The organism is Microcystis ichthyoblabe FBCC-A1114 (assembly GCF_050500245.1).
Classification (GTDB): Bacteria; Cyanobacteriota; Cyanobacteriia; order Cyanobacteriales; family Microcystaceae; genus Microcystis; species Microcystis ichthyoblabe_A.
In genome coordinates this window covers 4254755-4273005 of the sequence record NZ_CP191408.1, presented here as the reverse complement: position 1 = coordinate 4273005, position 18251 = coordinate 4254755, and the positions used below count along the sequence as shown (strand labels likewise).

At 43.2% G+C, this 18251-nt stretch carries 20 protein-coding genes; 9 read left to right on the top strand and 11 right to left on the bottom strand.

What is annotated here, in order from left to right; translation table 11 throughout:
- Positions 1–253: 253 nt before the first annotated feature.
- The 5 genes from ACQY1Y_RS20800 (at position 254) to ACQY1Y_RS20780 (ending at position 4347) form a co-directional block, all read left to right on the top strand.
- Positions 254–991 (top strand): phycocyanobilin:ferredoxin oxidoreductase, encoded by a 738-nt coding sequence (locus ACQY1Y_RS20800; protein WP_430013488.1) that lies wholly within the window; start codon positions 254–256, stop codon positions 989–991.
- Between the two features lie 297 nt (positions 992–1288).
- Entirely contained in the window at positions 1289–2872 is a 1584-nt protein-coding gene (ndhD1, locus tag ACQY1Y_RS20795) for a photosynthetic/respiratory NAD(P)H-quinone oxidoreductase subunit D1 (RefSeq protein ID WP_072923547.1), read from the top strand.
- 421 nt (positions 2873–3293) lie between these two features.
- A complete protein-coding gene (locus ACQY1Y_RS20790; RefSeq protein ID WP_002736814.1) occupies positions 3294–3656 on the top strand; it encodes a DUF4164 family protein in 363 nt (120 codons plus the stop codon).
- 41 nt (positions 3657–3697) lie between these two features.
- Positions 3698–4027: a hypothetical protein gene (locus ACQY1Y_RS20785; RefSeq protein ID WP_069475451.1), complete on the top strand. Its 330-nt coding sequence runs from the start codon at positions 3698–3700 to the stop codon at positions 4025–4027.
- Positions 4028–4068: 41 nt separating this feature from the next.
- Positions 4069–4347, top strand: coding sequence for a hypothetical protein (locus ACQY1Y_RS20780; protein ID WP_002735949.1), 279 nt, complete (start codon positions 4069–4071; stop codon positions 4345–4347).
- A gap of 59 nt (positions 4348–4406) precedes the next feature.
- Here the strand turns inward: ACQY1Y_RS20780 and ACQY1Y_RS20775 are convergent, their stop codons facing one another.
- Both ACQY1Y_RS20775 and ACQY1Y_RS20770 read right to left on the bottom strand, forming a co-directional pair.
- A complete protein-coding gene (locus ACQY1Y_RS20775) occupies positions 4407–5171 on the bottom strand; it encodes an ABC transporter ATP-binding protein (RefSeq protein WP_430013487.1) in 765 nt (254 codons plus the stop codon).
- A 256-nt stretch (positions 5172–5427) separates the two neighbouring features.
- Entirely contained in the window at positions 5428–6240 is an 813-nt protein-coding gene (locus ACQY1Y_RS20770; RefSeq protein WP_430013486.1) for an inositol monophosphatase family protein, read from the bottom strand.
- 61 nt (positions 6241–6301) lie between these two features.
- On the opposite strand from ACQY1Y_RS20770, the gene scpB reads away from it, so the two are divergent.
- Both scpB and ACQY1Y_RS20760 read left to right on the top strand, forming a co-directional pair.
- Positions 6302–6820: an SMC-Scp complex subunit ScpB gene (gene scpB, locus ACQY1Y_RS20765; protein ID WP_002737651.1), complete on the top strand. Its 519-nt coding sequence runs from the start codon at positions 6302–6304 to the stop codon at positions 6818–6820.
- 136 nt (positions 6821–6956) lie between these two features.
- Entirely contained in the window at positions 6957–7307 is a 351-nt protein-coding gene (locus ACQY1Y_RS20760) for a DUF760 domain-containing protein (RefSeq protein WP_002735620.1), read from the top strand.
- Positions 7308–7613: 306 nt separating this feature from the next.
- Here the strand turns inward: ACQY1Y_RS20760 and ACQY1Y_RS20755 are convergent, their stop codons facing one another.
- The 6 genes from ACQY1Y_RS20755 to ACQY1Y_RS20730 all read right to left on the bottom strand — a co-directional run bounded on the left by ACQY1Y_RS20755 (position 7614) and on the right by ACQY1Y_RS20730 (position 12951).
- The gene (locus ACQY1Y_RS20755) at positions 7614–8477 is read right to left on the bottom strand and encodes an NAD(P)-dependent oxidoreductase (RefSeq protein WP_271939023.1); all 864 of its coding nucleotides are present in this window, start codon (positions 8475–8477) and stop codon (positions 7614–7616) included.
- Between the two features lie 26 nt (positions 8478–8503).
- A complete protein-coding gene (locus tag ACQY1Y_RS20750) occupies positions 8504–9163 on the bottom strand; it encodes a class I SAM-dependent methyltransferase (protein ID WP_430013485.1) in 660 nt (219 codons plus the stop codon).
- 13 nt (positions 9164–9176) lie between these two features.
- Positions 9177–10034, bottom strand: coding sequence for a DUF6671 family protein (locus tag ACQY1Y_RS20745; protein WP_430013484.1), 858 nt, complete (start codon positions 10032–10034; stop codon positions 9177–9179).
- A 299-nt stretch (positions 10035–10333) separates the two neighbouring features.
- Complete coding sequence (locus ACQY1Y_RS20740) at positions 10334–11191, bottom strand: S1 RNA-binding domain-containing protein (protein WP_002737055.1); 858 nt, start codon at positions 11189–11191, stop codon at positions 10334–10336.
- 96 nt (positions 11192–11287) lie between these two features.
- A complete protein-coding gene (locus tag ACQY1Y_RS20735; RefSeq protein WP_430013483.1) occupies positions 11288–12022 on the bottom strand; it encodes a dienelactone hydrolase family protein in 735 nt (244 codons plus the stop codon).
- A 113-nt stretch (positions 12023–12135) separates the two neighbouring features.
- Positions 12136–12951 carry a Cof-type HAD-IIB family hydrolase gene (locus tag ACQY1Y_RS20730; RefSeq protein WP_409880144.1) on the bottom strand — a complete coding sequence of 272 codons (816 nt, stop codon included), beginning with the start codon at positions 12949–12951 and terminating at the stop codon, positions 12136–12138.
- 156 nt (positions 12952–13107) lie between these two features.
- On the opposite strand from ACQY1Y_RS20730, the gene ACQY1Y_RS20725 reads away from it, so the two are divergent.
- Both ACQY1Y_RS20725 and ACQY1Y_RS20720 read left to right on the top strand, forming a co-directional pair.
- Positions 13108–13701 carry an IS607 family transposase gene (locus ACQY1Y_RS20725; RefSeq protein WP_430013482.1) on the top strand — a complete coding sequence of 198 codons (594 nt, stop codon included), beginning with the start codon at positions 13108–13110 and terminating at the stop codon, positions 13699–13701.
- A complete protein-coding gene (locus ACQY1Y_RS20720) occupies positions 13673–14911 on the top strand; it encodes an RNA-guided endonuclease InsQ/TnpB family protein (protein WP_430013481.1) in 1239 nt (412 codons plus the stop codon). Before ACQY1Y_RS20725 ends, ACQY1Y_RS20720 begins: the two co-directional genes overlap by 29 nt.
- Positions 14912–14914: 3 nt before the next feature.
- On the opposite strand, the gene ACQY1Y_RS20715 is transcribed toward ACQY1Y_RS20720, so the two are convergent.
- The 3 genes from ACQY1Y_RS20715 to ldpA are packed head-to-tail and all read right to left on the bottom strand — an operon-like array spanning position 14915 to position 18045.
- Positions 14915–15169, bottom strand: a complete 255-nt coding sequence (locus ACQY1Y_RS20715; RefSeq protein WP_430013480.1) for a hypothetical protein — start codon at positions 15167–15169, stop codon at positions 14915–14917.
- Between the two features lie 11 nt (positions 15170–15180).
- On the bottom strand, positions 15181–16992 hold the full coding sequence (locus ACQY1Y_RS20710) for a R3H domain-containing nucleic acid-binding protein (RefSeq protein WP_002773647.1): 1812 nt from the start codon (positions 16990–16992) through the stop codon (positions 15181–15183).
- A gap of 51 nt (positions 16993–17043) precedes the next feature.
- Positions 17044–18045 carry a circadian clock protein LdpA gene (gene ldpA / locus ACQY1Y_RS20705; RefSeq protein WP_430013479.1) on the bottom strand — a complete coding sequence of 334 codons (1002 nt, stop codon included), beginning with the start codon at positions 18043–18045 and terminating at the stop codon, positions 17044–17046.
- Positions 18046–18251: the final 206 nt, after the last annotated feature.

Genomic DNA, 18251 nt, shown 5'->3' with positions numbered 1-18251 from the left:
GGATTTTAGATGTCAGGAGATAGGGAGATAGGGAGATAGGGAGATAGGGTGATAGGGAAATAGGGTGATAGGGAAATAGGGAAATAGGGAAATAGGGAGAGGGGAGATAAGGAGATGGGGAGATAAGGAGATGGGGAAATAGGGAAATAGGCAAATAGGGAGAAAAAAGCTGATGACTGATAACTGATGACTGATAACTGACAACTGATGACTGATAACTGATAACTGATAACTGATTACTGATAACTGACCTATGATAGCCGTTACCAACCCTGAAATTTTACCGTTGCTTCATCCCCTGATTGGACAATTAGCCACAGCAATTTTGTCCCAGTGGGAAAATTATCTTGATTTGTCGCCCTTTGAGTTGCCGGAAGGTTTAGGCTATGTGGAGGGACGTTTAGAAGGGGAAAAATTGATTATCGAGAATCGCTGCTATCAAACTCCCCAGTTCCGCAAAATGCACCTAGAACTGGCTAAACTGGGCAATGGTTTGGATATTCTCCACTGTGTCATGTTCCCCCGTCCAGAATATCCGCTGCCGATGTTTGGATGTGATATAGTCTCCGGCAAAGCGGGAATCAGTGCCGCTATTGTGGATCTTTCTCCCACCAGTGGCGATAAAACTCTCTCTAGTGCCTATAATGAGGCTTTAGCGGCTTTACCTGCGGCTAATTTCGCTCAAGCTCGTGATTTGCCCCCTTGGGGTCATATTTTCTCCCAATATTGTCTGTTTATTCGTCCCGAAACCGCCGCCGAGGAACGACAATTTTTACAAAGAGTAACAGATTTCTTGACAATTCACTGCAAATGTGCTAAGGAAAGTCAGCCTCTTTCCGGGGAAGAAGCGCGCATTTATTTACAGGGACAACGGGATTATTGTAGTCAACAGCAAAAAAACGATAAAACTCGTCGTGTACTAGAAAAAGCCTTCGGTTGGGAATGGGCAGAGCGTTATATGACGGGGGTTCTCTTTGATTTGCCCGATTAAGTAGGGAGGCACAATTATTTGTAGGATGGGTTAATGGTATAAAACCCTACACCCCACACCCCACACCCTGCCCCCACCGAAAAACTTTTTTAGCAAACCCTAATTAGGCCAGAAGTCTCTTGAAACTTAACAATATTAACAGACAAGGACAGGAAAATAATTGCTAGATTGATTTAGGTACAGTCAAATGTAACCGCGAGAACAAGCGAAAAAAAGGCGGTTTTGCTAGGTAAAACCGCCAAAAAGCCCTAGCTTAATTTCTCGATTCTGACGATTAAATAAATATTAAAACAGCCGATGAATCTAACGAACTTTCCTTGGTTAACTGTCATCATCCTTTTTCCTATCGTCGCCGCTTTATTGGTTCCCATAATTCCCGATAAAGACGGTAAAACCGTGAGATGGTTTGCTCTGACGGTGGGATTAATCGACTTTGCCCTAATTATCTACGCTTTCTATAGCAGTTACGATTTCGCTAATCCCAATCTGCAATTAGTGGAAAGTTACCAATGGTTGCCCGAAATTGACCTAAGATGGTCATTAGGAGCCGATGGCCTCTCCATGCCTCTGATTATCTTAACGGGATTTATTACCACTCTAGCTATCTTAGCGGCTTGGCCGGTGACTTTTAAACCGAAACTATTCTACTTCCTGATGCTGTTGATGTACGGGGGACAGATTGCAGTGTTTGCCGTACAGGATTTGTTACTGTTCTTCCTCGTCTGGGAATTAGAATTAGTCCCCGTCTATCTGATCCTCTCTATTTGGGGCGGTAAACGCCGTCTCTACGCGGCCACCAAATTTATCCTTTACACCGCCGGAGGCTCTCTCTTCATCCTTGTAGCGGCGCTGACGATGGCTTTTTATGGCGATACCGTCTCCTTTGACATGGTGACTATTGCCGGCAAGGATTTCCCCCTGAAACTGCAATTATTCCTCTACGCTGGTTTTCTGATTGCCTACGGGGTAAAACTGCCCATCTTCCCTCTTCATACTTGGCTACCGGATGCCCACGGCGAAGCCACTGCCCCTGCCCATATGTTACTAGCGGGAATTTTGCTTAAAATGGGTGGTTATGCGCTCTTACGGATGAATATGGGGATGTTACCCGATGCTCACGCCGTTTTCGCCCCCGTTTTAGTGATTTTAGGGGTAGTTAATATTATCTACGCCGCCTTAACTTCCTTTGCCCAACGCAATCTTAAGCGCAAAATTGCCTATTCCTCCATCTCTCACATGGGATTTGTCCTGATTGGCATGGCTTCCTTTACCGATATTGGCACAAGTGGGGCGATGTTACAGATGATTTCCCATGGACTGATTGGGGCGAGTTTATTCTTTATGGTCGGTTGTACCTACGATCGCACCCATACCCTGATGTTAGACGAGATGGGCGGTGTCGGCAAGAAAATGAAGAAAGTTTTTGCCATGTGGACCACCTGTTCCCTCGCTTCCCTGGCTTTGCCCGGGATGAGCGGTTTTGTGGCGGAATTAATGGTATTTATCGGTTTTGCCACCAGTGATGCCTATAGTCCCACTTTCCGCGTCATTATCGTCTTTTTAGCGGCTATCGGTGTCATTCTCACCCCGATTTATCTCTTGTCCATGTTGCGAGAAATTCTCTATGGGCCGGAAAATAAGGAATTAGAAGAACACCATGCCCTAGTGGATGCGGAACCCCGGGAAGTCTTTATCATCGCTTCTCTATTAGTGCCAATTATCGGCATTGGACTCTATCCCAAAGTGGCGACGACAATTTACGATGCTACCACCAATAAATTAACCGCCCTAGCGCGTAATTCCGTCCCCAGTTTAGTGCAACAGGCCAAGGCAAAAACCGCTAGTTTCTCCCTTTATTCCCTAAAAGCACCCGAAATCTAAGGATTTATCAGTTATCAGTTATCAGTTACCAGTTACCAGTTACCAGTTACCAGTTACCAGTTATCAGATTTGAGTTTTAAGTGAGCAGTATTAAATCCCAATTTCCGCACTTCTTAACATTCAATTGATAATTTTTACTAATATTAAATCCAGTTATTAAAGAATGATTATTTATTCTCCCTTTTGCCTATTGCCTATTGCATGAGTGCCTCTCCTCATAACTAGCCTGTACTCAATGGATTTAGTATTATTATACTTTTAATTGATTGTGTGATTATTTTAATGCGATCGCTACTGAGTACAGCCTGGAGAATTATTAGAATTAGTCCCCACTGGAGCAATCGCGCCCAAAGAAGATTAGGCGGTCGCAACGCGCTCGCTACGCGAGACCGCAACATAGCAAAATATAGGAGTTTAGCCCATGTCTAACGAAACCGTGACTTATTCCCTAGAAGCTGTTCTAACAAGGATTGAGGGAAAAATAGACTCTCTACAAAGGGATGTTAATCAAAAATTCGACAAAATCGATGAACGATTAACCAAAGTAGAAATAGGACAATCGGAGTTAAAAGGGGAGATTAAAGCCTTAGGCTTTAAGATTGAGGGCATCGATAAAAGATTAGAGAAAGTAGAAAACGAGCAATCTGTTTTAGTTAAGTCTGTTTCTGACTTACAGGGATTTCGGGGGTTAATTTTACCTCTGATTGTTGGGGGAATTAGTGCTGGTATCGGGGCAATAATCACCGTCAGCATCAGATTTTCTCTCCTCGGTGGCAACCCCTAAATAGCGCAATCGCAACATAGCAAAATATAGGAGTCTAGCCAATGTCTAACGAAACCGTGACTTATTCCCTAGAAGCTGTTCTGACAAGGATTGAGGGAAAAATAGACAAAATCGATGAACGATTAACCAAAGTAGAAATAGGACAATCGGAGTTAAAAGGGGAGATTAAAGCCTTAGGCTTTAAGATTGAGGGCATCGATAAAAGATTAGAGAAAGTAGAAAACGAGCAATCTGTTTTAGTTAAGTCTGTTTCTGACTTACAGGGATTTCGGGGGTTAATTTTACCTCTGATTGTTGGGGGAATTAGTGCCGGTATCGGGGCAATAATCACCGTCAGCATCAGATTTTCTCTACTCAGTGGCAACCCATAAATAAGGCGATTGCAACATAGCAAAATATAGGAGTTTAGCTCATGTCTAACGAAACCGTGACTTATTCCCTAGAAGCTGTTCTGACAAGGATTGAGGGGAAAATAGACTCTCTACAAAGAGATGTTAACAAGCTAGAGATAGGACAATCGGAGTTAAAAGGGGAGATTAAAGCCCTAGATGAGCGACTAACCACAGAAATTAAAGGATTAACTGCAAGAGTCGCTAATCAGGAATTTACCAATCGAGGGATTCTAATCGCTTTGGTTGTTGCCATTTTAGGAGGGGCAGCTAAACTTTTTGGTTTTCTTCCCAATCCCTAACAGATATCTAATTAGGAAGTTGCCGTTTTCTTTTCACTGATAACTGAAAAATCCCTACCCTACCCAATCACCTCGTGTAAATCCGTCGGTGCGAGATTAGGATAAACCACTTCACCATCCTTAAACCAAATAATGCGCTGAGAGTGACGCGCCACATCAGCCTCGTGAGTTACCATGACGATAGTAATGCCACTGTTATTCAATTCCGAGAAAATAGCCATCACCTCTTGGGTCGTTTTCGAGTCTAGGGCCCCCGTCGGTTCATCAGCAAGTAATAATATGGGTTGATTGACAATTGCCCTAGCAATAGCGACGCGCTGCTGTTGTCCCCCCGATAATTGATTGGGTTTATTGTGCAGTCGATTATCTAATTTTACCCTCGTTAAAGCAGCGATCGCTCTTTCCTTTCTTTCTTGGGGAGGAACCCCACCATAAATCATCGGTAACATGACATTTTCTAGCGCACTCATCTGGGGTAAAAGATGGAATTGCTGGAAAACAAAGCCGATTTTACGATTGCGAATCTGAGCTAAATCCCCATCCGGCAGCGTGGAAACGTCCAGATTTTCTAGATAATAGGACCCCGAGGTGGGACGATCAAGACAGCCGATAATATTCATGACCGTGGATTTTCCCGAACCCGATGCCCCCATAATAGCGCAATATTCCCCTTTTTTTAGGCTTAAATTGATGTTATTGAGGGCTTTAACTATGGTTTCGCCACTGCCGTAGATTTTAGACACATTTTCGAGGCGAATAATTACCGGCTGATAGACTTCGGCTTTATCGTTGCGTTCGCTGAGAGAGGAAGTATCAAAACTCATGAAATAAATTCGTGGGGGCAGGGTGTGGGGTGTAGGGTGTGGAGTGTAGGGTTTTACCGATTTTCAGGGGGTCAATTACCTAATTTTCAGGCAAAAAGTGCCTAAATTTCCCCCCTGATCAATCCAAGGGCTGGCAGTTTTTGATTTCAAACAAGCTTAAAGATATTATCCAACAAGGTTTTTAGATTTATTCAGCCAGCCCTAAATAGAGATAAAACCAATAAATGCAGCTATTCTAACCTGAGCAATTCTCCATTCAAGCAACATCCTTGAGAAAACCGACTAAAGGCAAGAAAACCGGCGCTAAATTCGATCGAGCCACGGCTAAACAGGGATAGGATCGATCACTATAATTTTCCCCCACCTGTAAGGGAAAAATCTTTTCTCCTAAAGAGATAAATACCCCGCCGGCGGCCTGTAGAATTGCCCAAACCGCAGCAATATCCCAGACTTTTGGGGTTGCTTCCACTCCTCCCAAGACAGTGCCATCGGCAACCAAAAGCAGATTATAACTAGCCACTCCTATCATCCGCACTTTGCAGGGAAAGGGTTTTTTTAATACACCTGTACTACGAGCGCAGAGATTAAACAGATGATTTTTGCTGGGAAAATCGTCGCTGGTGTGAATCGGTTGACCGTTGCAGTAGGCCCCCTCTGGACCGGTTAAACCCGTCTCACCGTACCAATAACCATAATAGGACTGTTTCAGGCAGGGGAGATAAACAAATCCGAACACAGGAGTCCCCCGGTAGAGAAGTCCTAGGGAAATGCCCCAGATGGGAATACCGCGAGTAAAATTAGTCGTGCCGTCGATTGGATCCACTACCCAACACCATTCTTGATCCGGGAAAATATGGGTAGTTTCCTCGGTTAAGACTCCATGATCCTGGAAAGTGCGGGCAATTAATGATCGCAATTCGCCATCGGACCAACGGTCGGCAGCCGTCACTAAAGTCCCGTCTGCTTTATTGGTGGCCTGTAATTTGCCAAAATCAGCTACTAGGCGATCGCCCACCTGCTCGGTAGCCTGATAACAAAAGTCTAAAACCTGACTCCAAAAAGTTTCCATAATTTTCTCGTTCGTTTTCTAGTAGAATATTAGCTTAGTGTCTAAACTTAGGTAGTCGAGATTGAGCGCGGAAGCCCACCAAGAGATCAGACTAGCTACCCGTCTAGAAGCGATACTTTACCTAAAAGGGCAGCCTGTCCCCTTAACCGAGATGGTGACATTAACCAACAGCGATCGCTTGACGGTGGAAGATGCTATGATCGAGTTAATGTCCGATTATGCCCACCGGGATAGTGCCTTGGAAGTGGTGGAAACCCCCCTCGGTTATAGTTTACAATTGCGGTCAGCTTATCAGAATTTGATCGAAGACCTGATCCCGGCCGAATTAGGCACAGGAACCCTCCGTACTTTAGCAGCGATCGCACTGAAAGAACCGATTTTGCAAGCGGATTTAATTAATTTACGAGGCAGTACGGCCTATCAACAGGTTCAGGACTTGGTAGAACGAGGATTTGTGAGAAAACGCAAGCAAAATGAAGGTAGATCCTATTGGTTAGAAGTAACCGATAAATTTCATCAATATTTCGAGGTTGACAATCTTAGGGAACAGGGTATTCTAGAAGCTACCGATCAGGAATAAGGAGGGAGAGGGTATATTAAGGGTAAATATTTCTGATCACTGAGCTAAACTTGAAGAAGATAGGGGGGACTTCGGGCAATCAAGAAGAGCGATTTGTTAACCTAGATCCAATAACCACTACAGCGTGGAAGTTCTGATGACTTTTAATCCTGATTTTTTTCCCTGGGAAACCGAAGAACAAAATGATAACTGTCTGATGCAGTATCTCCAGCAGCAGCATCCTGAAACCCTTGAGAGAATAGCCCAATCCGTCAGTAGCGAAATTAAAGATATTATCTCGCAAAACGTCAGGGGATTGGTGGGAATGTTGCCCTCAGAGGATTTTGCGGTACAAATTACCACTGACCGCGAGAATTTGGCGAATCTTCTCGCTTCAGCGATGATGACAGGTTATTTCCTCGGTCAAGTGGAGAAGCGCCATCATTTAGAATCAATTTTGTTAGCTACAGAATCAATTAAATTGGGCAAAAAACCAAAAATAGATTAATCCTCACCCCAAAAAGATAGAGACACTTTCATCGGTGTCTCTATCAGTTTTTAACCCCCTTTGGCAAAACTCACCATCACCAAAATCGAGAGCAGGATACCGGGGACAAGTAAACCCGCTAATAATCCAAATTCAGTCAACGTCATAGGAAAATATGCCCAAAATTCCATCACTTCCCACTCTAACCCCCTCTTCCGGCTACCTCAACAAAGCTTAAGGAAAATTTAAAGCCTTTTACCAGTTTTTCTCCTATCAGTTGTCCGACTAGACAAACCAAAGAGAGTCGTTTTGATGTTGCCACGCGGTTTATAATTCTTTTTTCAGCGCCTCATATAAAGCTGAATAATCTTCCTCTGCTAATCCCATTGCTAAAGCTTTTTCCAGAAGACGCTCTACTCCTGTTAGGGGAAAAGTGGTTAAATCTAACTTCTCCGATTCCTCTAAAAAGAGATTGACATCTTTGAGTAAATGTTTAGTGGGAAAGTTAGGGTTAGCATAATTTTTCTCTAACATTCTGGTTAATTTTTTGTCAAAAGTAGGCGCATATAAGGCACTTTGACGCAGGATAGTCATGAATTTTTCTAGATCTACTCCTTGCTGGGATAAAAAAGCTAAACTCAAAGCAAAAGCACTGGTTAGAGTGGCAATTAATTGATTTAAAGCTAATTTTAATGCCGCAGCGGTTCCCACTTCCCCGATTAACATCGGTTTTTGACCAAAATGTGCTAATAAATTTGACCATTGATGGAACTGTTTCTCCGTTGCTCCCACCATAACTAAGAGAGTGCCATTTTTAGCTTCGGGAATACTTCCTAACACGGGTGCTTCTAGATATTCTCCCCCTTTAGCCACAATTTGATCTCGCAGTTGTTTACTTTCAGAAGGGGCAATGGTTCCCATCTGGATAATAGTCCGATTATTGAAGTTAGATTGCTCGTAATTTAATCCTAAAACCTCTTGGATAGCGGCGGCATTAGTTAACATTAAAATCAGACAATCTGCCTCTTGAATGACTTGTTCAGGAGAGTTAACTGTTTTGGCTCCCAACTGCTGTAAAGGTGCTAATTTTTCTAAGGTGCGATTATAGGCAATAACAGAAATTTTCTGATTTAATAATCTTTCTACCATTGGCGTTCCCATTAATCCTGTTCCCAAAAATCCAACTTTCATAACTCAATTTTTCCCTGATTTAGTGATTAGTTTTTACTGGTTTTTATGGCTGTCCAATGACGATTAGAAGACTGATAAATTTTAACATTTTTTAATCCCGACTGCTGGATTAAATCGGCGATTTCTGCTAGGGTAAAAGCTGCATGGAGAGAATCTTTAAATAGTTGCGCTTGTCGGGGAGAAAAATTAGGATCGATTTCCCTCACCATCCCCTGGATTATTTCCTCGGAATCAGGACGGAATAAATCTCTTAAAAAAATGCCACCATTCGGTTTTAAAACTCGCTTAATTTCCCGTAAAAAAGGCAGAGGATTTTCGAGATGATGGATTAAACTATTAGAAATAACTAAATCAAATTGCTCGGATTGGTAGGGAAGATTTTTTCCATCAACTTTCTCCAATTTGATCTGTTCTTGACAGTTAGCATTAAGGATATTTTTTTGACCAATTTCTAACATAGAATCGGCCAGATCAATAGCGATAATTTGCCATTGGGGACGTAGTTGACTGAGTATAATCGGAATGCGTGCAGTACCAGTTCCTACATCTAAGACCCTAGCATTAATACCGGCTAATTGTACGGCTTCTTTGGCGAAATTAGTATTAACTTCCGTGAAGTCCATGGCATCATATTCGATCACTTCTTCCCGATCATCCATTACTTCTGGTTCTAAAATTCTTTCCATAGAAAAGCTATCTTTAGGGATTACAATATTGACAATACATCGGATCGGCGGTTTTTTCACCGTTGGGAAAGAGTTTTTCCTCTCGATAATCACACCTTTGACAACCGTATAGTTCCAGTTTAATTAAAGAGGTGGGAAAGTGACATAAACCACAGGGTAAACCCGATGTTCTTTCGATAATATCAAACCCCGGACAACCACAATTAGGGCATAATTGATTAAGTTTTTGAACAAGATTTGCTGTCGCAGCTGCAATTGCTTTCATCCGCGTGGGATTGTGCATAGCGCGCATATCGGTTTCTAGGTGTACTTTGCCGTTTTTGTCAAGAATATCTTCAACAATTTTAACGAAATTTTTCTGGTCAGTAATTCCCTTAAAAATCTGCTCGGAGTCGAGAGAATTTTTATCAAACATCACCACTAAACCATGACTAGGAAACCCTATTTTTTCGGCAAATTCTAAAGCAGCTGCTAGATTAGTGACAGTTTGGTGAGCGTGATTAGTTTCCGTGACTATTGCTTGACCAATTATTTCTAGATTATGGACTTGATCGAGTAATAAAATCAATTCACGATTACAGGAAACTAACGGCAAGTTAGGATAGGGATAAAAACTACCCTCACTAGCAATTCCGATATCGTATCCCGAAAGCTCGATCGCTTGTTGTGCCTTCCTGCGAGCGGTTTCAATTTGTGTCCCGATGCGCTTAATATCCCGGGTAAAAGTGCCAAAGCGATCGGTATTAAAATTATCGGGTACAATCACCTTAAGGCCTATTTCTTGCGCTAAAATCGGTGCAATCACCCGCTCTTTTCCGTGCATAGTCCCTAAAATTGCTATCCGATCTTGAAACATCTTTTCTTGAAACATCTTGATCAAGGAAAAAGTAAAAAACAGCAATCAGCGAAAAGAAAACGGCAATTTCCTACTTAAGACTGTCCACTTAAAACTCACATCTGATAACTGATAACTGATAACTGATGGTGGGTTACGGCGAATACTAAATAGGTGGTAAAATATCTAAATTATTGTCGCCTAACCCACCCTACGCTAACTCACATCTGATAACTGATAACTGATAACTGATAACTGATAACTGATGGTGGGTTACGGCGAATACTAAATAGGTGGTAAAATATCTAAATTATTGTCGCCTAACCCACCCTACACTAAGTTTCTGGGGTTTTTCCCTGAGCTTGTTTTAATCTTTCTGCTGCTGTTTCCATGACTTCTGCAAAGTTTTCGAGAATTTCGCCGGGGTGTGCTTCCAGGATTTTTGTGGATAGGGAAATGCGGTTTTTATATTCGTCAATTTCCGCGACTACCACTTGAATTGCTTGACCAACTTTAAAGAAAGTCATGGGAGAATTAAAAGAGGCTCCTGTCACCTGTTTAGCATGGAGTAATCCCGTCACTCCACCGCAATCGACAAAGACACCGTAGGGTTGTAATTTAACCACAGTGCCACTTAATAATTTACCCACAGCTAATTGACTGATAGCGTTAGCGCGAGCAATTTCTCGCTGAGATAAAACTAATTTATTATTTTCTTGATCGATTTGAATAAAAGTTGCGGTTAAAAGTTGTCCGATCAGGGAATCTAAATCATTTTTTTCGATTAAATGGGAGCGAGGGATAAATCCTTTTAATCCTTCCACTTCTCCCGTCACTCCCCCCTTATTCACCCCCGTGACGCGCAGCTGTACCGACTTGCCACTTTCAGAGATTTCCCTGACATTTTCCCAAGCTTTTTGTAGTAATAATTGCCGCAGAGACAGGGTAACTTGTCCTTCCGCGTCCTGTCCACGGGTAATCAGAAAATCGAATTCTGCACCTATGGGTAAAGCTTCAGCAATAGAAATAACATTTTCGAGGGAAATTTCCCTTAAAGGAATAAAAGCGGAGGATTTGCCGCCAATATCGATGAATGCTCCATCGGAGGTGTGTTGATCGACTCTCCCGCGCACGATTTGCCCTTTTTCAAATTGATAATCGTATTGATCAAGAGCTTTGGCAAAATCGTCCATGGAAAAGGCTGGGTTCGGTGTCATGATAAATAGAATAGTTACAAGTATGATTTCGAGCTGCTTCCAGTGTAAGCTGAAGCTTGAGGAGTCAGACCATTAAGATTTAAGAAGGCTAAATAACTCTAGCACATGACCCCAGGCAGATTTGGCCGCCTTAGCATTATAACTAGCCCTTTGGTCGCAGAAAAAGCCATGGTCGGCGTTTTCATAGCGGAAAACTCGATGGGGGATTTGATAACGGGTTAATGCGTTTTCTATCTCATCCACTTGCTTTTGAGGAATACTGGTATCCAACACCCCGAAAAATGCGTAGATTGTCCCTTTGATTTGGGGAGTCACCTTCACTGTCCCTTGACCACCCCCGGGGGTTCCCGTGGTGATTCCTGCACCGTAAAAAGAGGCACTAACTTTGATATCCTCTAGAGTGGAGACAAGATAAACCACATGACCACCAAAACAAAAACCGATCGTGCCGACACCGGTTTTTTGCACCTGTGGCAAACTATAAAGATAATCGATGGTGGCTTGGATATCGCTGATTAATTCGGCTGCTTTGGTTTGTTCTTTGTACTGACGACCGATTTCGATATCTGCCATACTGTACCCCGTTTCAAAACCGGGAGCAAATCGCTGATAAATGGCAGGAGCGATCGCTATATAGCCTTCTTGGGCAATTCTGCGGGTGACATCGCGAATATGGTCGTTTACGCCGAATATTTCCTGAATTACGATAATTGCTGGATAAATTCCCACTCGATCGGGAATGGCTAAATAAGCATCTATGTCAATATCTTTGTTAGAAATCGTAACAGTTTGCGTATTAATAGTCATAATTTTCTCGGTAAAAAGCGAATTGGTGTTAGGGTGTTAGGGTTGTAAGGTGTTAGGGTTTTAGTTAAAATTGCCCACTTCCCCATTTCCCCACTTCCCCATTCCCCCATTCCTCAAATTAAAACAAACTTTTCCAAGGCCGCGGCCACCCCATTTAAGTCTACACTGGGGGCAACCCAATCGGCTTGATCCTTAACAGCTTGGGGAGCATTACCCATGGCAACACCGACACCCGCATAGGTGAGCATAGAAACATCATTAAAATTATCACCGATCGCCATGACGTTTTTAGGTTGTAATCCTAGGATATCTTCGGCCAAAAATTGGGTGGCGCTTCCCTTGGTAGCCTCAACGTGGGTAACTTCAAAAAAAGTCGGACTCGATTGGGTAAAGTATAAATCTTGATTTTGATAGCGTTGCTGTAAATGCTGCCAAATCTCGGCGATAAATTGCTTATCTTCCCCCATGGCCAGGATTTTAGTAGTTTTGTGGGCCACTTTGCGTAAATCTCCCACTGCTTCGGCAATAATACCCGATCGCTGCCGATAGAATTCCGTTTCCGCGTTTAATTGCCGCACATAAAGCACATCGTCCATATAAAAATTAAGGGAGATTTTCTCCTTCCATTGGGGTTGTTCGAGATAATCTAAAAGATCGAGCGCTAAGTCGGGGGAAATGGGGGTATGTCGATGGTGAACTTGGGAAACAGGATCTTGAATCCAAGCCCCATTGTAAGCAATTATAGGTAAAGTGGATTTAAGACGTTTATGAAAGCGTAAAGCCGAGCGGTACATCCTACCAGTGCCGATAGCGACGGGAATTCCCTTTTTTTGGACGGCCGAGACAGCTTGCACCACAGCTGGATTAACCTGATTGTTATCCCCGGCGATCGTTCCATCCACATCGACAACGATTAAGCGAATATCCACAGTCTTTTCCCATTCAACGGTAACAGTTAATAGTTTGCCACTTCCCCCATCAAAAAGGGTAAATCTTGGTATTGTAAAGTTTTGTAAAAAATATATGCAAATGACTGCAAACAACTGCTAATATTATGGTTAGTACAAGTTTACGTTGCAGTTCACATGAAACTATCAGATTATGCTAAGAAAAAAGGGATCAGTTATGACACTGCTTGGAGAATGTGGAATCGAGGGCAGTTACAAGGAGAACGTCTTCCTACAGGAACAATTATTATTTTTGAAGATGACCGTTCTTGCGGTGAAAATAAAGTAGCTATTTATGCGCGAGTTTCTAGTTCAGAAAATAAATCTAACTTAGAGACTCAGGCAAAAAGATTGGAAGCTTATTGTATTGCGAAAGGCTATCAAATTGTTCGAGTAGTTAAAGAAGTAGGAAGTGGAGTCAATGATCATCGAAAGCTATTATTAAAACTTCTAGAACAAACTGATTATAATTTGATTGTCGTAGAACATAAAGATCGTTTAAGCAGAGTAGGGTTTAATTATCTGAAAGTTCTTTTAACTCAAACAAATAGAGATCTAGAGGTCGTTAATCTAGCAGAAGAAAGAAAAGACGATTTAATGCAAGACTTCCTGAGCATAATTACCTCATTTTGCGCTCGATTATACTCATTAAGACAACGAAATAGAAAGATAGAATGTTTAATTAAATGCCTTGAGGAGAATGATGAAATTAGTTCAAAAACATCTAATTAAATTTAATCACAAAAATTATTCAGTAATTGATAAATTAGGATTTTTATCGAAGAATCTGTATAATTGTGCTGTTTATTTAAACCGTCAAGTTTTCTTTTCACATCAACCATTTTTAACAATGACTGAGTTACATCATGCCTTAAAAATGAGTCCAGATTATCAAGCCTTACCCGCCAAAGTAAGTCAGTTAGTATTAAAGCAAGTAGAAAAAACCTTTAAATCCTACCAAAAAGCGAAAGAACAATACAAAAAATCGCCAGATAAATTTACAGGAGAGCCTAAGTTGCCAAGATACAAAGACAAGGAAAAAGGTAGAAACGTTTTAACTTATAACTATCAAGCCATTTCTAAAAAAGCGTTGAAGCAAGGTTTAATCAAGCTATCAGGGACTAATTTAGAATTTAAAACTAATTTAAAGAAAGTCTTAGAGGTCAGGATTATTCCTAAATTGGGTGCTTATTGTTTAGAGATTGTCTATGAACAACCATCCTCATCAAGTCAAGAGGGAGAAAGATATGCTTTTATCGATTTAGGCTTAAATAACCTAGCTGCTGTTACCTCTAATATTCCCGAATTTCAGCCAACTTTAGTATGTGGAAAAGCCTTAAAATCCTGCAATCAAAAGTACAACAAGACACTAGCTAAACTCAAATCGGAATTACCCAGTCTCCAGAAGACCAGTAAAAGAATACAAGGTTTAACTTTAAAGCGTAATTGCCAGGTGGATTATTACCTCCACACCGCTAGTAAATATATTATTGATAAATTACTAGCTCATCAAATTAACCTTTTAGTTATTGGTCATAATCAAGGCTGGAAACAAAACATTAATATTGGAGATAGAAATAACCAGTCATTCGTAAATATTCCTCATTCAAGGTTTATCGAACAACTTACCTATAAAGCAAATTTAGTAGGAATAGAGGTCAAAACAACTAATGAAAGCTATACCTCTAAATGTAGTTTCTTGGACTTAGAGTCTATTCAAAAGCAAAAAAGCTATTTAGGCAAGAGAATTAAAAGAGGACTATTCAGAAGCTCGTCGGGTTATTTCTATGGAGCAGATATTAATGGTTCCTTAAATATTGGAAGAAAGGTAGTCGGAGAGGCCGCCTTTAGCGGGAATCCGATAGAGAGGTTCGTAGTTAACCCAGTACGGGTCAAAGCGTACAAAGCTAATTCTAGATGCAATATTTGCCTACAGAATTAGTAACTATTCAGCCAAGGCATTGTTAAAACCCGATGACTCTGGATGGGTAAGATAGGGATAGAGAATTCCCCAAATAACCATCGAGATAGTCGATCTGGCTAGAATTAAACTAGCCAGATCGAGACAGAGCTTAATTCTTTCAGCTAGGGGCATTTTAGCCCGCAATTCCGCCTCCGATTCGGGACGATGGATAATCCGGACGGCCACCGCACCGATCGCCGCCCCTGTACCTATAATGATGAGCCTGCGTCGCTTCAAATTCCTGACTCCTAAGCTGGATAGATGCGAATACGGCGATTCGGTTCCTCTCCGAAGCTATCGGATTGGAGACGGTAATGTTCCACTAATTCGTGCTGCATTTTCCGCACTTTCGCCGAGCGGGGCAGTAACTCCACCGGTTGGCCGGTAGGAATAACGATTTGTTCCACCGCTAACCGGGCCTCCTCCAAAGCTTCGATCTCGTCATCACTACCGCTGCGGGCAAATAAACGCAGATCCGCACCTTCCTGATTCATCGGGTCATCAATGCCCAAAATCCGCTTTAAACCGCGAGAAATTTGGGGCAGGGTATTGGATTTGATGCCGTGGATCGGAATTTGTCTTACTTTGGCAATTTGCCGCAATTTTGACTGATTTTTAACGTGGGAACGCAGGGCCAGCACCGCATCGGCCTCCTGTAAATCTTTGGTCAAAACGATCGGCAAATCTAGGGCCTGTACTACCTGCTCGATCGGAGCGCGACTGACTCCGTAGGGATAGACATAAACCGGCCAATCTTCGCCATTGGGACCGGGGACGCGGACTTTTTCCGTTTCCGGTTCCTCCTGTAGCCAAGATTGTTCGAGGAGGCGATCAAAATCGTTTTCCCGGTTGAGAGGGCCCGCAGGGAAACGGGCCACGGGGGTCATCCGGCCATCGGCCCGCCATCCCTTGGGTTTATCCATTTCTGGCAGATAATTGCCGCGCAAAGGGGTGAGGTTTTCCGGTTTTGGTTCTTCCTGAGCGACCTGTATTTTTCCCTCCTCATCTACCCAACGGATTTGGGCAATTGCTTCCCGTCCCCGCAGCAGTTGGTCGATAGTAGTAGATACGTCCTCGTGGATGACCCAGCGCTGACGTTCCAACATTTCGATGGCAATCTCAAAGGTGGGGGGTGCTTTGCGTTCTAAAACGGTCTTCTGAGAACCCCGGCGGCGTGCTTCTTCGTCTCCGAGAGTTACTGCCTGAATTCCCCCGACTAAATCCGATAAAGTCGGGTTTTTAATTAAATTTTCCAATTGATTGCCGTGGGCCGTTCCCACTAACTGCACCCCGCGTTCGGCGATCGTGCGAGCAGCGAGAGCTTCTAATTCCGTACCGATCTCATCAATCACGATTACCTCTGGCATATGGTTTTCCACTGCTTCGATCATGACCTGATGCTGTAATTCCGGACGGGACACCTGCATCCGACGAGCGCGACCGATGGCCGGATGGGGAATATCTCCATCTCCGGCGATTTCGTTGGAGGTGTCGATAATTACTACCCGTTTGTTAAGATCGTCGGCTAAAACTCGGGCTATTTCCCGGAGAGCGGTGGTTTTTCCTACCCCCGGACGACCGAGCAGCAGCAGGGATTTTCCTGTTTCCACTAGGTCGTTAATCAGGGTGATCGTACCAAAAACAGCCCGACCGATACGACAGGTTAAACCGATAATTTCCCCGTCTCGATTGCGAATGGCACTGATCCGGTGCAGGGTGCGTTCAATCCCGGCGCGATTATCGCCGCTAAAACTGCCCACCCTGGCGATCGAATACTGGATTTCTTCTTTTGAGATCGGTTCGTCTCCCAGATCGATCGCCCCATCGGGAAAACGCGCTTCTGGTATGCGTCCCAAATCCATAACTACTTCGATTAGTTGATGCTGCCGCGGGTGTTCCTCGATTTTGCCGCGAATCCGAGCCGGTAGAATTGCCAAGAGTTTGTTTAAATCGTCGGTCACTGGCATCCGAGAGGAGGGTAGGGTTTCTGGCATTAATAGTAAAGGGTTTTGGCGATAATTGGCCGTTTTTATTTCCAAGATTTTCTTGGGGTCTAACACATTTATGGGTTAGTTGTCAATTAAAAAAGTATTATAGTTTTTTGACCAAGGCTAGGCTTTTAATTGAGCAACCACCATAGAAGCGGCTTTAAGGGCTTCTTGGTAGGCTTGTGGGTCATTTTCAAGGTTAGGCTGGTCTAAATGCTCTAAAATTGGCAAAATCAATGAACGGGCGTAACTTCCATAGGCAATACCAGCGATTTTTTTTCTCAGTCCCAGTTGCTGTAATTTGGTCACGGTGTGGTCATTGGTTCCCCCGGCTAACTGCACAAATCCGGCTAGATTGCTGGAAAGGACTTTTTTGGCCATATTAATGGCCGGGTGGGTGGTCCCTTTGCCGATATCGCCGCTCATCGGTCGGCCGTCCGTCTGCCAAATCAGAGGACAGCTTAGGGGTGAAATGGTTTCTCGCAGATAGTGGAGGTGATCAATGATATATTCATCATCTTGGCAACTTATGGCGAGGATTTTTAGGTTTTTAGTTAAAGGTGCGATCGCTTGCCAGAGTCGAGCAAATGCCTCTCCATGACCGACTTGGGTATGAATTTCGATCGCATCTACTCCCATTTCGATAATTAAGGGGATAATTTCTGCGGGTTGACAGACACGGGATCTTGTCTCGATTATCTGCGGGGGACAAACGGGTAAACAGCGACCGCAACCATAACAGCGCTGTTCAATCACTCCCCCCCCATCAATAGCATAAGCGGGACAGATTTTTTCGCAGGGACGGGGACAATCGACCGGACAGAGTTGCGGGTTAAAGACAGCTTTGCGAAAGTGGGGATCTTCACCGTCATTGAGACTGACCATTAACCAAGGTCGTCGATTTGGGGAGAATCCAGCGATTTTTTCCGCCGTTTCGATGCCTTCCTTGGCCGCAAGGATCACGGCTCGATCGGCAGCCACATCAATACAATCGGCCCCGGCGATAGTATAGGCCAAGGCGAGGTTGCGAATCGTGGGCAAATCTTGGTAACTAGCTCCACAGATGAGCTTGAACCAGTGACCCGCAACTAGGGACTGTAAGGGAGAGGGGTTTTTATCTAGCACTTTTTTATCCTATCGCGCCCAGCCCCTAAATGTCAGCCTTGTGCTGCTCTGATTCTGACTAAAGAATGATTATTAATTCTTTTTGGACGCACTAAGTCAGAAACGGTAAGTAAAACCGATTTATTCAACAACTTCATTGTCTTTTTACCAGTAAGTCACCGAAGGGCGGTCGTCTTCCTTTATATTCTTGATGTATAATGATAGTT

What these genes read in the sequence shown, in the direction of transcription:
- ACQY1Y_RS20800 (WP_430013488.1), top strand. Translation starts at nt 254, where the DNA reads ATGATAGCCGTTACCAACCCTGAAATTTTACCGTTGCTTCATCCCCTG.
- ndhD1 (WP_072923547.1), top strand. Translation starts at nt 1,289, where the DNA reads ATGAATCTAACGAACTTTCCTTGGTTAACTGTCATCATCCTTTTTCCT.
- ACQY1Y_RS20790 (WP_002736814.1), top strand. Translation starts at nt 3,294, where the DNA reads ATGTCTAACGAAACCGTGACTTATTCCCTAGAAGCTGTTCTAACAAGG.
- ACQY1Y_RS20785 (WP_069475451.1), top strand. Translation starts at nt 3,698, where the DNA reads ATGTCTAACGAAACCGTGACTTATTCCCTAGAAGCTGTTCTGACAAGG.
- ACQY1Y_RS20780 (WP_002735949.1), top strand. Translation starts at nt 4,069, where the DNA reads ATGTCTAACGAAACCGTGACTTATTCCCTAGAAGCTGTTCTGACAAGG.
- ACQY1Y_RS20775 (WP_430013487.1), bottom strand. Translation starts at nt 5,171, where the DNA reads ATGAGTTTTGATACTTCCTCTCTCAGCGAACGCAACGATAAAGCCGAA.
- ACQY1Y_RS20770 (WP_430013486.1), bottom strand. Translation starts at nt 6,240, where the DNA reads ATGGAAACTTTTTGGAGTCAGGTTTTAGACTTTTGTTATCAGGCTACC.
- ACQY1Y_RS20760 (WP_002735620.1), top strand. Translation starts at nt 6,957, where the DNA reads ATGACTTTTAATCCTGATTTTTTTCCCTGGGAAACCGAAGAACAAAAT.
- ACQY1Y_RS20755 (WP_271939023.1), bottom strand. Translation starts at nt 8,477, where the DNA reads ATGAAAGTTGGATTTTTGGGAACAGGATTAATGGGAACGCCAATGGTA.
- ACQY1Y_RS20750 (WP_430013485.1), bottom strand. Translation starts at nt 9,163, where the DNA reads ATGGAAAGAATTTTAGAACCAGAAGTAATGGATGATCGGGAAGAAGTG.
- ACQY1Y_RS20745 (WP_430013484.1), bottom strand. Translation starts at nt 10,034, where the DNA reads ATGTTTCAAGAAAAGATGTTTCAAGATCGGATAGCAATTTTAGGGACT.
- ACQY1Y_RS20740 (WP_002737055.1), bottom strand. Translation starts at nt 11,191, where the DNA reads ATGGACGATTTTGCCAAAGCTCTTGATCAATACGATTATCAATTTGAA.
- ACQY1Y_RS20735 (WP_430013483.1), bottom strand. Translation starts at nt 12,022, where the DNA reads ATGACTATTAATACGCAAACTGTTACGATTTCTAACAAAGATATTGAC.
- ACQY1Y_RS20725 (WP_430013482.1), top strand. Translation starts at nt 13,108, where the DNA reads ATGAAACTATCAGATTATGCTAAGAAAAAAGGGATCAGTTATGACACT.
- ACQY1Y_RS20720 (WP_430013481.1), top strand. Translation starts at nt 13,673, where the DNA reads ATGAAATTAGTTCAAAAACATCTAATTAAATTTAATCACAAAAATTAT.